11 protein-coding genes and 1 pseudogene are annotated in these 12,090 nt (G+C 71.3%); 8 read left to right on the forward strand and 4 right to left on the reverse strand.

The window, feature by feature from the left end; translation table 11 throughout:
* Nucleotides 1-202 (forward strand): annotated as a pseudogene (locus K8V84_RS07830) (pyridine nucleotide-disulfide oxidoreductase); the annotation flags it as partial.
* A gap of 18 nt (nt 203-220) precedes the next feature.
* Here the strand turns inward: K8V84_RS07830 and K8V84_RS07835 are convergent.
* Nucleotides 221-1,069, reverse strand: coding sequence for a siderophore-interacting protein (locus tag K8V84_RS07835; protein WP_304072368.1), 849 nt, complete (start codon nt 1,067-1,069; stop codon nt 221-223).
* Between the two features lie 83 nt (nt 1,070-1,152).
* Entirely contained in the window at nt 1,153-2,130 is a 978-nt protein-coding gene (locus K8V84_RS07840; protein WP_304072396.1) for an N-acetylglucosamine kinase, read from the reverse strand.
* A gap of 184 nt (nt 2,131-2,314) precedes the next feature.
* Between K8V84_RS07840 and K8V84_RS07845 the strand changes: the two genes are divergently transcribed.
* A complete protein-coding gene (locus K8V84_RS07845; RefSeq protein ID WP_304072370.1) occupies nt 2,315-3,607 on the forward strand; it encodes a GNAT family N-acetyltransferase in 1,293 nt (430 codons plus the stop codon).
* 165 nt (nt 3,608-3,772) lie between these two features.
* Nucleotides 3,773-4,228 carry a nitroreductase family deazaflavin-dependent oxidoreductase gene (locus K8V84_RS07850; protein ID WP_304072373.1) on the forward strand — a complete coding sequence of 152 codons (456 nt, stop codon included), beginning with the start codon at nt 3,773-3,775 and terminating at the stop codon, nt 4,226-4,228.
* Between the two features lie 178 nt (nt 4,229-4,406).
* Here K8V84_RS07850 and K8V84_RS07855 read toward each other — a convergent pair whose 3' ends face one another.
* Nucleotides 4,407-5,465: an aminotransferase class V-fold PLP-dependent enzyme gene (locus K8V84_RS07855; protein WP_304072375.1), complete on the reverse strand. Its 1,059-nt coding sequence runs from the start codon at nt 5,463-5,465 to the stop codon at nt 4,407-4,409.
* A gap of 69 nt (nt 5,466-5,534) precedes the next feature.
* On the reverse strand, nt 5,535-6,074 hold the full coding sequence (locus K8V84_RS07860) for a MarR family winged helix-turn-helix transcriptional regulator (RefSeq protein ID WP_304072379.1): 540 nt from the start codon (nt 6,072-6,074) through the stop codon (nt 5,535-5,537).
* 226 nt (nt 6,075-6,300) lie between these two features.
* Between K8V84_RS07860 and K8V84_RS07865 the strand changes: the two genes are divergently transcribed.
* The 5 genes from K8V84_RS07865 to K8V84_RS07885 all read left to right on the forward strand — a co-directional run.
* Nucleotides 6,301-7,263, forward strand: a complete 963-nt coding sequence (locus tag K8V84_RS07865) for an MBL fold metallo-hydrolase (protein WP_304072382.1) — start codon at nt 6,301-6,303, stop codon at nt 7,261-7,263.
* Nucleotides 7,264-7,322: 59 nt separating this feature from the next.
* On the forward strand, nt 7,323-9,005 hold the full coding sequence (locus K8V84_RS07870) for an FAD-dependent monooxygenase (protein ID WP_304072385.1): 1,683 nt from the start codon (nt 7,323-7,325) through the stop codon (nt 9,003-9,005).
* A 58-nt stretch (nt 9,006-9,063) separates the two neighbouring features.
* Complete coding sequence (locus tag K8V84_RS07875; protein WP_304072387.1) at nt 9,064-10,269, forward strand: homogentisate 1,2-dioxygenase; 1,206 nt, start codon at nt 9,064-9,066, stop codon at nt 10,267-10,269.
* An 11-nt stretch (nt 10,270-10,280) separates the two neighbouring features.
* The gene (locus K8V84_RS07880; protein ID WP_304072391.1) at nt 10,281-11,111 is read left to right on the forward strand and encodes a hypothetical protein; all 831 of its coding nucleotides are present in this window, start codon (nt 10,281-10,283) and stop codon (nt 11,109-11,111) included.
* A 20-nt stretch (nt 11,112-11,131) separates the two neighbouring features.
* The coding region (locus K8V84_RS07885; protein ID WP_304072394.1) for a fumarylacetoacetate hydrolase family protein at nt 11,132-12,090 on the forward strand (959 nt) is incomplete at its 3' end.

Here is a 12,090-nt window from a genome sequence, read left to right on the forward strand (position 1 = left end):
CCACCTGGGGTTGGTCGCCGACCGTGAGCACGGGGTGCTGGTGGGGGCCTGGGCTTTCGGGCCGCTGGCCTCGGAATGGATCCACACCGCGGCCCTGGCGGTCCGCATGGGGCTTCCGGTGAGGGCGCTGCGCGACTCCATCCCGCAGTTCCCCACCTTCAACGAGGGCTACCTGGCGGCCCTGGACGCGCTCGACATGTGAGGCGTCCAGGGCCCTGGCTCAGCCCTGAAGCGCGGCGGCCTCCTCGGCCTCCACACTCTTGTTCCACTCGGCCTTGGAGGCCTGCCAGCCGTCCTCGTTACGGCCCAGCCTCCAGTACCCGGAGATCGACAGCTGTTCCTTGGCCAGGCCCAGCTCCACCCGAAGCAGACGGCGCAGGTCGCGTACGAAGCCCGCCTCGCCGTGCACGAAGGCGTGCAGCCGGCCATCGGGGAATTCCAGTTCCCGCACGGCCGGGACCAGAGACGATCCGGGGACGGCGTCGCCACGGTGCAGCCACCGCACGTGCACGTTCTCGCCCTCGGTGAGCTTTTGCTCCTCGGCGGCGTTCTCGACCTCGAGGAACACGTGTGCGGTGGCGCCCTCGGGCAGGTGGTCCAGGGCGGCGGCGATGGCCGGCAGGGAGCTCTCGTCCCCGGCCAACAGGTGCCAGTCGGCCTCCGGGTCGGGGGCGTAGGCACCACCGGGACCGAGGAAGCGCAGACGGTCACCGGGGCGGGCGCCGGCGGCCCACACCCCGGCCAGTCCGAGGTCGCCGTGGTGGACGAAGTCGATGCTCATCTCACGGGCGGCCGGGTCCCAGGAACGCACGGTGTAGGTGCGGGTGACCGGCCACTGCTCCCTGGGCAGCTCGGCGCGCGCGGCCTCCAGATCGAATGTCTCGGGGTCCTCCGGGGTGGGCGCCGGGAACAGCAACTTCACGTAGCTGTCGGTGGAGCCGTTGGTATCGAACGCGGCGAGTCCCTCACCGCCCAGTACGACCCGGATCATGTGCGGGGTCAGGCGCTCCACGCGCTCGACCCGCCCGGTGTGCACGACCGACTTCGGACGTGATGGCCGCTCTGACACGGCGCCCCCTCTCGCTCAGGTTAGGTTAACCTAACCAAGGACACCGTAGGCCACCACGACCGAACCGGGCAAACCGGCTCCCATCAGGCGGGGACCGTGAACGCGGTGTGCAATCGGGCGTCGTGCTCGTCGGCACCGGCCCCCAGAGCCGCCACCCAGGCCGCGCCGCCCGCGGTGCACCCCGCTTCCAGCACCGGCGAAGCCGTGCCCAGGGTGAGCTTGTGGGTCAGCGACTCCCGCACCGGAGCGGAGTGGGCCAGCACCCCGCCGGCCAACACCACCGGCGACCGCTCACCAGGAACGCGTACCTGGTGCACCGACTGGGCCAGGTGGCCGGCGGCAGCGTCCACGATCACCCGCGCGGCCGCGTCGCCCTGACGGTGGGCCTCGGTGACCAGTGGCGCGAACTCGGCCAGGGAGATCGGCGGGCCGGCCGTCAGCGTTCGGGCGAAGTCGCGGGCGTGTTCCTCGGGCAGGTGGTCGGGACCGTTGGGGCGCTGTCCCGGGATGACCCGCTTGGCGATGGAGCGGGCCAGCGCACTGAGCTCACCGCCGCGCCCCAACTGTCGGGCGGTCTCGCGGGCCGCCTGATGCCCGATCCAGAACGCCGACCCCTCGTCGCCGATCAACCAACCCATCCCGTCCGCCGACCGGGCACGGTCGCGGCCCTCGACCCGGGTGGCGATCGCCCCGGTTCCGGCGATGAGGATGGTGCCGTCGCGTTCGGGCGTGCCCGACGTGAAGGCCACCACGTCGTCACCGATGAAGCGCACGGTGCCCGGGCTCAGACCGGCCTTGGTCATCGCCCGATCCATCCGGGCGCGGACCGCCTCGTCGCGTAGCCCGGACACCCCGGCCAGCCCGATGACGGCGCCGGCCACGGCCTCCCGCGCCCCGGGACCGGACCGGTCCAACGCGGCGCCGATCGCCTCGGTCAGTTGCTCCGCGGCCTTTTCGGGACCGTGCGTGTTGGGGTTGGCTCCCCCGGACCGGGCCTCGCCCCTGCGTTCACCGGTCAGGGTGGTCACCAGGGCACGGGTGGTGGTACCCCCCGCGTCCACCCCTACGACCAGGTCGGGGGAGGAGGGGAGGGGGTTTCGTCGTGTCGTCACGAACAAAGCGTGCCCCGACCCGGCCCGCCTTACTCACCCGGGTCCACCTCCGTTCGCCCGCACCCGTCGAGAACGGGGAAAGCGCCGAAAAAATCGGTGGCCGCCGTCTCCCGCGGCCTGATAATCATCGATCATGACGAAGAACCAGCAGGCCGTACCCGCCAACGGGGCCCCGCACACGTGGACGGTACGCCACGGGGACCGCGACGACTTCGCCGAGGTGGCCCGGGTCGTCGGCCTGGCGCTCCTGGCCGACGAGACCCCCGAGTCCATGCTGGAGCGCATGCGACCCCTGCACGACGCCGAGGGATACGACCGGGTCCTGTACGCGGTGGACGACCGTGAGGGGAGCGACGAGGTGGTCGGCTCGGCCAACCACTTCCCCTACGAGATGACCCTGCCCGGTGGCCCCCGGGCTGTGGCCGGGGTGACCGGTGTGGGCGTGTGGCCCACCCACCGTCGTCAGGGCGTGCTCAGCTCCCTCATGCGCCGCCAGCTCAGCGAGATCCACGAGTCCGGGGGACGCTACGCCGCGCTGTGGGCCTCCGAGGGCGCCATCTACGGCCGCTTCGGCTATGGCCTGTCCGCCGTCGAGGCATCGCTGACGGTCCACCGCCGTCACGCCGTGCTGCGCGCCGACGCGCCGCGCGACCCGAACCTGCGCCTCACCCTGTCCGACCCCGGATCGGTCCGCGCCGACCTGGAGCGCGTGCACCGCGAGGTCGCCGCCGTCCAACTCGGACAGTTCCAACGTTCCGAGGCGTGGTGGGACAAGCAACTGCGCGACGGCCCCAAGCAGCGTGGCGACCAGAGCCCGCTGATGGCCGTGGTGGTCCATGCCGCCCACGCCCCGCTCGGGTACGCCCTGTACCGCACCAAGGCCGCCTGGGCGCCGGACGGCTCCCAGGGCGAGGTGCACGTCCTGGAGTTCACCGCCACCACCCCCACCGCCCGGGTCGCCCTGCTGGACCACCTGTTCAACCGGGACCTGACCGCCAGGGTGACCTTCCACGAACTGCCCGCCGACACCTCGATCCCGCACCTGCTGGTCGACCCCGAACGCGCGCGGATCACCCCGCAGAACTCCCTGTGGGTGCGCCTGGTGGACGTGCCCGCAGGTCTGCGCGAACGCACCTACAAGGCACCGTTCGAAACGGTCCTGGAGGTCACCGACCGTTACGCCCCCTGGAACGCCGGTCGCTGGCGGGTCAAGGCCGACACCGACGGCGCCCGGGTGGAGGCCACCGAGGCCGCCACCGACCTGACCCTGGACGCCTCCCACCTGGGCGCGGCCTACCTGGGGCAGATCCCGCTCACCGGTTACCTGAACGCCGGCCTGATCACCGAGCACACCCCGGGCACCGTCGAACGTTTGGACACCGCCCTGCACCGCATCGACGCGCCCTTTTGCGGCCTCGTCTTCTAGGAACCCGGGAGGGCTACGCGGACACCGCACCGCACCGACGACGGGCGCCACCGTGCGGGGTGGTGTTCTGAGCATCCGCTTTCCCGGGCGGGCATGTCGTGTTCCACCGCCCACGCTCGCACGTGCCACGATCGGATCGGCCCGATCACCGACCCAGGGAGCGACATGACCAAGCAGATCCTCGAAGGCGAATACCGGCCGAGCGCCTCCCGACGGACCAGGGAACAGGTGGAGCAGTACGAGCGCTCCGGTGGCCGCGAGGCCAACACCCTCATGGACACCGGCATGCCCGTCATCATCCTCACCACCCGGGGACGCAAGAGCGGCGACGTCCGCAAGACCGCCCTCATGCGGGTCGAACACGACGGTGAGTACGCCGTGATCGGCTCCGAGGGCGGCGCACCCAAGGATCCCGCCTGGGTGCACAACCTGCGCGCCGCGCCCGACGAGGTCGCCTTCCAGGACGGCCCCGAACCCTTCGCCGCCCGAGCCCGCGAGGTCGAGGGCGACGAACGCGCCCGCTGGTGGGATCGGGCGGTGGCGGCCTACCCTCCCTACGCCGACTACGAGAAGAAGACCGACCGCCACATCCCCGTCTTCGTCATCACCAAGGTCTCCTGAACCGTCGCTCCCTCAGGCCCGGGCCGGTTCCGCGGGGAACGGAACCCGGGCCGCCGACAGCACCGACGCCGACGTCTTGCCGTGGGTGTCCGTGTGCGGTGACGTGGTCGCCGTGGGGCACTGCCCGCCCGAAGGCGCCGTCCGGGAACCCTGAGGTCCCCGACCGGCGCCGATGGTCTCAGCGCAGGTCCGCCAGGACCTCCAACAGGCGGTCCACGTCGGCCTCGGTGTTGTACAGGTGGAACGCCACCCGTAGGCGGCCGTCGCGCAGGGCCGCCGCGATGCCCGCCTCGGCCAGTCGCTCGGCCGCACCCTCCGGCGCGGGCAGCGACACGATCGCCGAACCCCCGCCCTCCAGGCCCGCCTCGGCGCGGAACCGGTCGGCCAGGGCGACGTCGTGCTCGTGGACGGTCTGCACCCCCACCTGCTCGATCAGGGCCAGGGAGCGCTCCAGGGAGACGAAGGCCGGCCACACCGGTGCCAGGTCCAGGCGGTTGGCCTCGGGACCGTGTTCGAGCGCGGCACCGTACAGCGAGTTCCACTGGTCCACGGCCGAGTACCAGTTGGCGGCCAGGGGCCGCAGCTCGCTCAGCGCCTCGGTGGTCCCGGACAGGAACGCCGACCCCCGGGTGCCCAGCAACCACTTGTAGGCGCTGCACACCACGTAGTCGAACCGGTCGTCGTCGATGGGCAGCCAACCCGTGGACTGGGTGGTGTCCACCAGGATCCGGGCGTCGTGGTCGGCGCAGGCGACGACGAGGTCCTCCAGCGGTGCCAAGGACCCATCGGCGGACTGGACCGCCGAGACCGCCACCAACGCGGTGTCGGGGCGGACCTCGTCGGGCAGCCGGTCCAGGGGCACCTCGCGCACCCGCAGTTCGGCGCGGGCGGAGAACGGGTGCACGGTCGAGCTGAACTCGTTCCGGGCGACCAGGACCTCGGCCCCGGCCGGCAGGCTCGCGGCGACCGTCCCGGTGAACTGGGATGTGTGCGTGCCGATGGCCACGCGGTCCGGGGTGAGCCCGGTCAGGCGGGCGTAGGCGGCGCGGGTGCGTTGGATGCCGGGGTCCTGGGCTCCGGGGGAGAACCGACCCGTGGCCACCTCGTGGGTGTGCTCTTCGAGGGCCCGCCTCGCCGGGTGGGGCGTCAGGCCGTGGGTGGCGGTGTTGAGGTAGGTGCCGTGAGCGGAGAACTCCCGCTGTGCCTGTTGCAGGCGTGCGTGTGCCGTCTGGTCCATGTCAGGCATGGTCACAGGGGCGGGGGAGTGGTTCAAGGGCCGATTCGGTCGGCAATGGCCCCTTCTCGGTCAGTTGCGGAACTTGGCCCGGGCGTGGGTGGAGCCGGCCATGAGCTTGTTGAGCAGGCGGACCAGTTCACGGCGTTCCTCGGGTTCGAGGGCCTCGGCCCAGGCGCTCTCGCGGCGGTTGTGCGCGCGGAACACGCCCAGGATCGCCCCGTAGCCGGCCTCGGTCAGGCTGAGCTGGAGCGCGCGCCGGTCGTGGGTGGCGCGTTCGCGGGAGAGTAGTCCGTCCCGTTCCAGGGTGTTGAGCAGGGCGGACAGGGCGGCACGGCTCATGCCGGAGATCTCGGCGGTTGTCTTGGCCTCCATGGGGCCTGCGAGCCAGAGCGCGAACAGTACGCGAAATCCCGGCCAGGTCCAGCCCCGGGGGCGGTGCACCGAGGACTCCAGGTCGTAGACGACCATGCTCGTCGCCCGGTTGAGGGTGAGGACCATGCGCATGGCCTCGGCGTTGACGGAGGGGAGCTCGCGTTCGGCCTTGTGCACCGCGTAGTCCACGAATGACCAGAAGGTGAGCTCGTCGGGGGGTGCGGCGTTGTGAGTCACGGCGACCAGCCTATAACTCGGGCCGTGCCCGGTCGCGGTGGCGGGCACGTCGTGGAGCGGCGCTCGAAGGGCGAAGGAGTAGCCTGAGGCTGTGAGCTGCGTCACCACTTCATGGGGTGTGGGCCCCATGGTGCTGTGGCTCGGGACACGTTATGGTCAGATTCATCAAACATTTGATCATTTGGGCGGTTCGAGCCGCCCGCGACGAGTGAAGGGCCCTTCGACCATGGCAGCCAAGCCGTTCGCCTCCTCCGCCGACACCGAGGCCAAGGAGCAGACCCTCGAAGTCCTGGCCGACGGCGTCTACGCACTCACCGCCGAGGGCGACCCCAACGTGGGCGCCATCGAGGGCGAGGACTTCGTCGTGGCCTTCGAGGCCCTGGCCACCCCCACCGCCGCCAAGGAATGGCTCGCCAAGCTGCGCGAGCACACCGACAAGCCCGTCCGCTACCTGGTGCTCTCGCACTACCACGCGGTCCGCGTCCTGGGCGCCAGCGCCTTCGACGCCACCGTGATCCTCACCCACGAGAAGACCCACGAACTCATCCGCGAACGCGGCAAGGAGGACTGGGACAGCGAGTTCGGTCGCATGCCCCGCCTGGCCAAGGACGCCGACTCCGTGCCCGGTCTGACCTGGCCCACCCAGACCTTCGCCGACCGCACCACCATCGACCTGGGCGGTGACCGAGGCGAACTCGTGCTGCAGTACTTCGGCCGCGGCCACACCGAGGGCGACATCGTCGCCTGGTTGCCCCGGCACAAGATCCTCTTCGCCGGCGACCTCGTCGAGGCCCAGGCCGCCCTCTACACCGGAGACGCCTTCCACAAGGACTGGGCCGGGGCCACCCTCGACAGGGTCAAGGCCCTCCGGGCCGAGATGCTGGTCGGTGGACGCGGCGCCGTCAGCAGGGGCCGCGCCGAGGTGGACGCCGCCATCGAACAGACCCGCAACTTCCTCGACGTGATGATCCGTGAGGTCGGCGCCGTCCACGAACGCGGCGGCACCCTCAAGGAGGCCTTCACCGCCACCCACGCCGCCCTGGTCGACGACTACGGCCACTGGCCCATCTTCGAGCACTGCCTGCCCTTCGACGTCTCCCGCCTGTGGGACGAGTTCTCCGGTATCGAACGGCCCGTCATCTGGACCGCCGAGCGCGACCGCGAGGTCTGGGACCGGTTGCAGGACTGACCACGCCACTCCACCTTCCGACCGCGCCCGTACGGGGCGCCCCGAGAACGGAGACCACCATGCCGCACCCCCCGGCGCCCCGACCACCCGCAGACCCCACCACCGACCCCGTCCTGGTGCTCGGCGCGGGACCGGTAGGACAGACCGCGGCCCTGCTGCTCGCCCGACGCGGGGTCCCCGTACGGATCGTCGACGCCCGCCCCGGGCGCGACGCGGTCGGCTCCAAGGCCATCTGCCAGCAGCGCGACGTCCTGGACGTGTGGGAATGGCTCGGCGGCGGCACCATCGTCGAAGAAGGCCTGACCTGGGACACCGCCCGCACCTTCTACCAGGGCCACGAGCTGTTCAGCGTGCGCCTGCCCGACCCGGGCGCCTCCTCCCTGCCCTCCTTCGTCAACATCTCCCAGTCCCGCACAGAGGAGGTCCTCGACGGCCTCCTCGCCGACGCCGGGATCGTCATCGGCTGGGACCACGAGGTCACCGGCCTGGACCAGGACGAACACGGCGTCACCGTCGAGTGCGCGACCCCGCACGGGCCGGTCCGCCTGCGCGGCTCCCACGCGATCTCCTGTCTGGGCGCCCACGGCGGCGTCGTTCGCCGTGCACTGGGCGTGGACTTCACCGGAACCAGCTTCGACGACCGCTTCCTCATCTGCGACATCCGCGCCGACCTGGGCGACTGGGAACGCGAACGCCGCTTCTACTTCGACCCCGAGTGGAACCCCGGCCGACAGGTCCTCATCCACCCCTGCCCCGAGTCGGTGTTCCGCATCGACTGGCAGGTCCCCGCCGACTTCGACCTGGAGACCGAGGAGTCCAGCGGACGTCTCGACGCCCGCATCCGTCGCATCGTGGGGGACACCCCCTACGAGATCGTTTGGCACTCGGTGTACCGCTTCCACACCCGGGTGGCCGACCGCATGCGCCGGGGCCGGGTCCTGCTGGCCGGAGACAACGCCCACCTGGTAGCCCCCTTCGGTGCCCGCGGACTCAACTCCGGGGTCCAGGACGTCGAGAACGCCGCCTGGAAGATCGCCTACGTCCGTCAGGGATGGTCCGACGAGGAGCTCCTGGAGAGCTACCACACCGAGCGCCACGCCGCCGCCCTGGAGAACGCCGACATCACCAGCGCCACCATGCGCTTCCTCGTCCCCCACGACGAGGACGACCACCGGGTGCGCCTGGAGGTGCTGGAACGCGCCCTCACCGACCCCGACGCCCACCCCGAGGTCGACTCCGGGCGTCTGGCCGAACCGTTCTGGTACTGCGACTCGACGCTCACCACCCCCTGCCCGGAACGACCCTTCGGCGGCCGACCCCCGCGTGGCCGGGCGCCCACCCCCTGCCCCGGCGTGATCCTGCCCGACGTGCCCCTGGCCCTGGCCGAGCGCCCCGACCTCATCCGGCTGCGACCCCTGCTGCGCGAAGGCCTCACCCTGCTGCTGGGCGCCGCTCCCGAGGGAACCGACGCCGAGGCCCTGCGCGCCGCCGTGCACACCATCGCGGCCCGGGCCACCCCCGCCCCGGTCGCCACCCACCACCTGGCCGACGTCGACCCCACCGGCGCCCTGTGCCAGGCCCTGGCCCCCGAACCCGGACAGGTGTGGCTGATCCGCCCCGACGCCCACGTCGCCGCGGTCGTCGACGGAACCGACACCGACGCCGTGCGCGCCGCGGTACACACCGCCCTGGGACAGGTCGTCACCGAAACCGCGCCCACCAGGTCCACCGCACTGACGTAGAACACGGCCCCGACGGGGCGCCGCACACAGCAGACCCACGAACTCCAGGAGGACGACGATGGCCCACTACCGCCAGGTCGGTGAGGTGCCCCGCACCCGCCACACCCAGCACCACAACCCCGACGGCGGCCTGTACTACGAGGAGCTCATGGGGGAGGAGGGCTTCTCCGCCGACTCCTCCCTGCTCTACCACCGGGCCATCCCGTCGGCCATCGTCGACGCCGCCGAGTGGGAGGTCCCCGACCAGTCCCGCAAACGCAACGCCCCGATGATCCCCCGCCACCTCAAACTCCACGACCTCTTCCAGGGCCAGGAGTGGAAGAGCGCCGACGTCGTGGAGTCCCGCCGCCTGGTCATGGGCAACGACGACGTGCGCATCTCCTACGTCGTGGCGGGAGCGCCCTCGCGGCTGTACCGCAACGGCATCGGCGACGAGTGCGTCTACGTCGAATCCGGCGCCGCCCGTGTGGAGACCGTCTTCGGTGTGCTGGAGGTGGGCCGCGGCGACTACGTCATCCTGCCCCGGGCCACCACCCACCGCTGGGTGCCCACCGGCGACGAACCGCTGCGCGCCTACGCCATCGAGGCCAACAGCCACATCGCCCCGCCCAAGCGCTACCTGTCCCGCTACGGCCAGTTCCTGGAGCACTCGCCCTACTGTGAACGCGACCTGCGCGGACCCCAGGGCCCGCTTCTGGTCGAGGGCGAGAACGTCGACGTGCTCATCAAGCACCGAGGCGACGGCCCCGGCGGTATCTCCGGCACCGTCTACACCTACCCCACCCACCCCTTCGACGTCGTGGGCTGGGACGGCTGCCTGTACCCGTACGCGTTCAACGTCGAGGACTTCCAACCCATCACCGGTCGCGTCCACCAGCCGCCGCCCGTTCACCAGGTCTTCGAGGGCAACAACTTCGTCATCTGCAACTTCGTGCCCCGCAAGGTCGACTACCATCCCGGCTCCATCCCGGTGCCCTACTACCACTCCAACGTCGACTCCGACGAGGTCATGTTCTACTGCGGCGGCGACTACGAGGCCCGCAAGGGCTCCGGCATCGGACAAGGTTCCATCTCCCTGCACCCGGGCGGCCACTCCCACGGCCCCCAGCCCGGCGCCTACGAGCGCAGCGTCGGTGTGGAGGCCTTCGACGAACTCGCCGTCATGGTCGACACCTTCCGTCCCCTGGACCTGGGGGAGGGCGGCATCGCCGTCGACGACGGCGTCTACGCCTGGACCTGGTCCAAGGGCCGGCGGAACAAGTGACGGGAGAAGCCATGAGCGACGTCCTTTACCGGAGCCTGTTCGACGACGCCGCGCTGTTCCCACCCGGCAACGCGCCGATGGGTGAGGCCCTGCCCGCGCACCGGGCGCACCGGGCCTGCGCGCGCGCCCGCTACGTGGGCCCCTTCCTGGTCTCGGGTGGTCGGGTGGGTGAACTGCGCGCCGTCCTGGCCCGCGAGGAACCCGCACCCGAACCGCTCGACGTGGTGGTCACCGTGCCCGGCGGCGCCGACGACGTACCCGGCGCCCTCGACTCGATCGACGAGGACCCGTCCCTGAACCTGGTCGGCGTGGAGGTCGCCGCCGAACCGGGGGAGGCCGCCGCCACCGCGGCCGCGCTCGCCAAGGCCCTACCGGACGGCGTGGTCGGCTACGTGGAGGTGGCCCGGGGCGTGGAGGCGGCCGTCGACATCGCGTCCCTGACCGAGACCGGCGCCAACGCCAAGTTCCGCACCGGCGGGGTGACGGCAGAGGCCCACCCCACCGAGGTCGAACTGGCCGGCCTGCTCTCGGCGGCGATCACCGCCGCGGTCCCGTTCAAGTGCACGGCCGGGCTGCACCACGCCGTCCGCCACACCACCGACGAGGGCTTCGAACAGCACGGCTTCCTCAACGTCCTCCTGGCCACGCACACCCTGCTGAGCGGAGCGTCCACGGCAGCCTCCCAGGAGGTCCTGGCCGACCGGGACGGCCGTGCGCTGGCCCGACGCGTCGCCGCCCTGTCCGACCTCGAACAGGCCGAGATCAGAACCCGGTTCCGTTCCTTCGGGACCTGCAGCATCACCGACCCCCTGGACGACCTCACCGTCCTCGGGGCCCTCTAACGACCCGGAAAGCGAGTTCCATGCCCGACAGTTGGCTCGACATCGCCCCCGACGCACAGTTCGGCCCGGCGACCCTGCCCTACGGGGTGTACACCGTCGACGACGCGCGCCCCCGCGTGGGCGTGGCCGTGGGCGAGCACGTACTGGACCTGGGCGCGGTGGCCCGCGCCCAGGGGGCACCGTTCGCCGACGCGGTGAGCGGCCCGAACCTGGACGCCCTGATGGCCGCCGGCCGGTCGGTGTGGGACCAGGTGCGCCAGAGCCTGACCACCTGGCTCACCGACCCGGTCCACGAGCAGATCGTGCGCCCCCACCTGGTGGACCGCGCCGCGGTGACGCTGCACCTGCCGTTCACCGTCGGCGACTACGTGGACTTCTACGCCTCCGAGCACCACGCCACCAACGTCGGGCGCATCTTTCGGCCCGAACAGGAACCGCTGACACCCAACTGGAAGCACCTGCCGATCGGCTATCACGGCCGCTCGGGCACCATCGTGGTCTCGGGCACCGACATCGTGCGCCCCACCGGCCAGCGCAAACCGCCCACCGAACCCGTGCCGATGTTCGGGGCCTCGGCGCGTTTGGACATCGAGGCCGAGGTCGGTTTCGTGGTCGGCACACCCAGCGCCATGGGCGAGCGGGTGTCCGTGGACGACTTCGCCGACCACGTGTTCGGGGTGTTCCTGCTCAACGACTGGTCCTCGCGCGACCTGCAGGCCTGGGAGTACGTGCCGCTGGGTCCGTTCCTGGGCAAGTCGTTCGCCACGTCCATCTCGCCGTGGATCGTGCCGGTCGCCGCCCTGGAGTCGGCCCGCGTGGAACAGCCCGCCCAGGACCCGGAGCCGCTGCCCTACCTGAAGGGCGAGCGGTCGTGGGGCTTGGACCTGCGCCTGGAGGTGCGGCTCAACGGACACGTGGTGTCCAACCCGCCCTTCTCCCAGATGTACTGGACCGCCGCCCAACAGTTGGCGCACATGAC

This window comes from Nocardiopsis listeri (assembly GCF_020741345.1).
Classification (GTDB): Bacteria; Actinomycetota; Actinomycetes; order Streptosporangiales; family Streptosporangiaceae; genus Nocardiopsis; species Nocardiopsis listeri_A.

Coding starts and splice junctions, on each gene's coding strand:
- K8V84_RS07880 (WP_304072391.1), top strand. CDS start 10,281: ATGAGCGACGTCCTTTACCGGAGCCTGTTCGACGACGCCGCGCTGTTC.
- K8V84_RS07865 (WP_304072382.1), top strand. CDS start 6,301: ATGGCAGCCAAGCCGTTCGCCTCCTCCGCCGACACCGAGGCCAAGGAG.
- K8V84_RS07875 (WP_304072387.1), top strand. CDS start 9,064: ATGGCCCACTACCGCCAGGTCGGTGAGGTGCCCCGCACCCGCCACACC.
- K8V84_RS07855 (WP_304072375.1), bottom strand. CDS start 5,465: ATGGACCAGACGGCACACGCACGCCTGCAACAGGCACAGCGGGAGTTC.
- K8V84_RS07850 (WP_304072373.1), top strand. CDS start 3,773: ATGACCAAGCAGATCCTCGAAGGCGAATACCGGCCGAGCGCCTCCCGA.
- K8V84_RS07845 (WP_304072370.1), top strand. CDS start 2,315: ATGACGAAGAACCAGCAGGCCGTACCCGCCAACGGGGCCCCGCACACG.
- K8V84_RS07870 (WP_304072385.1), top strand. CDS start 7,323: ATGCCGCACCCCCCGGCGCCCCGACCACCCGCAGACCCCACCACCGAC.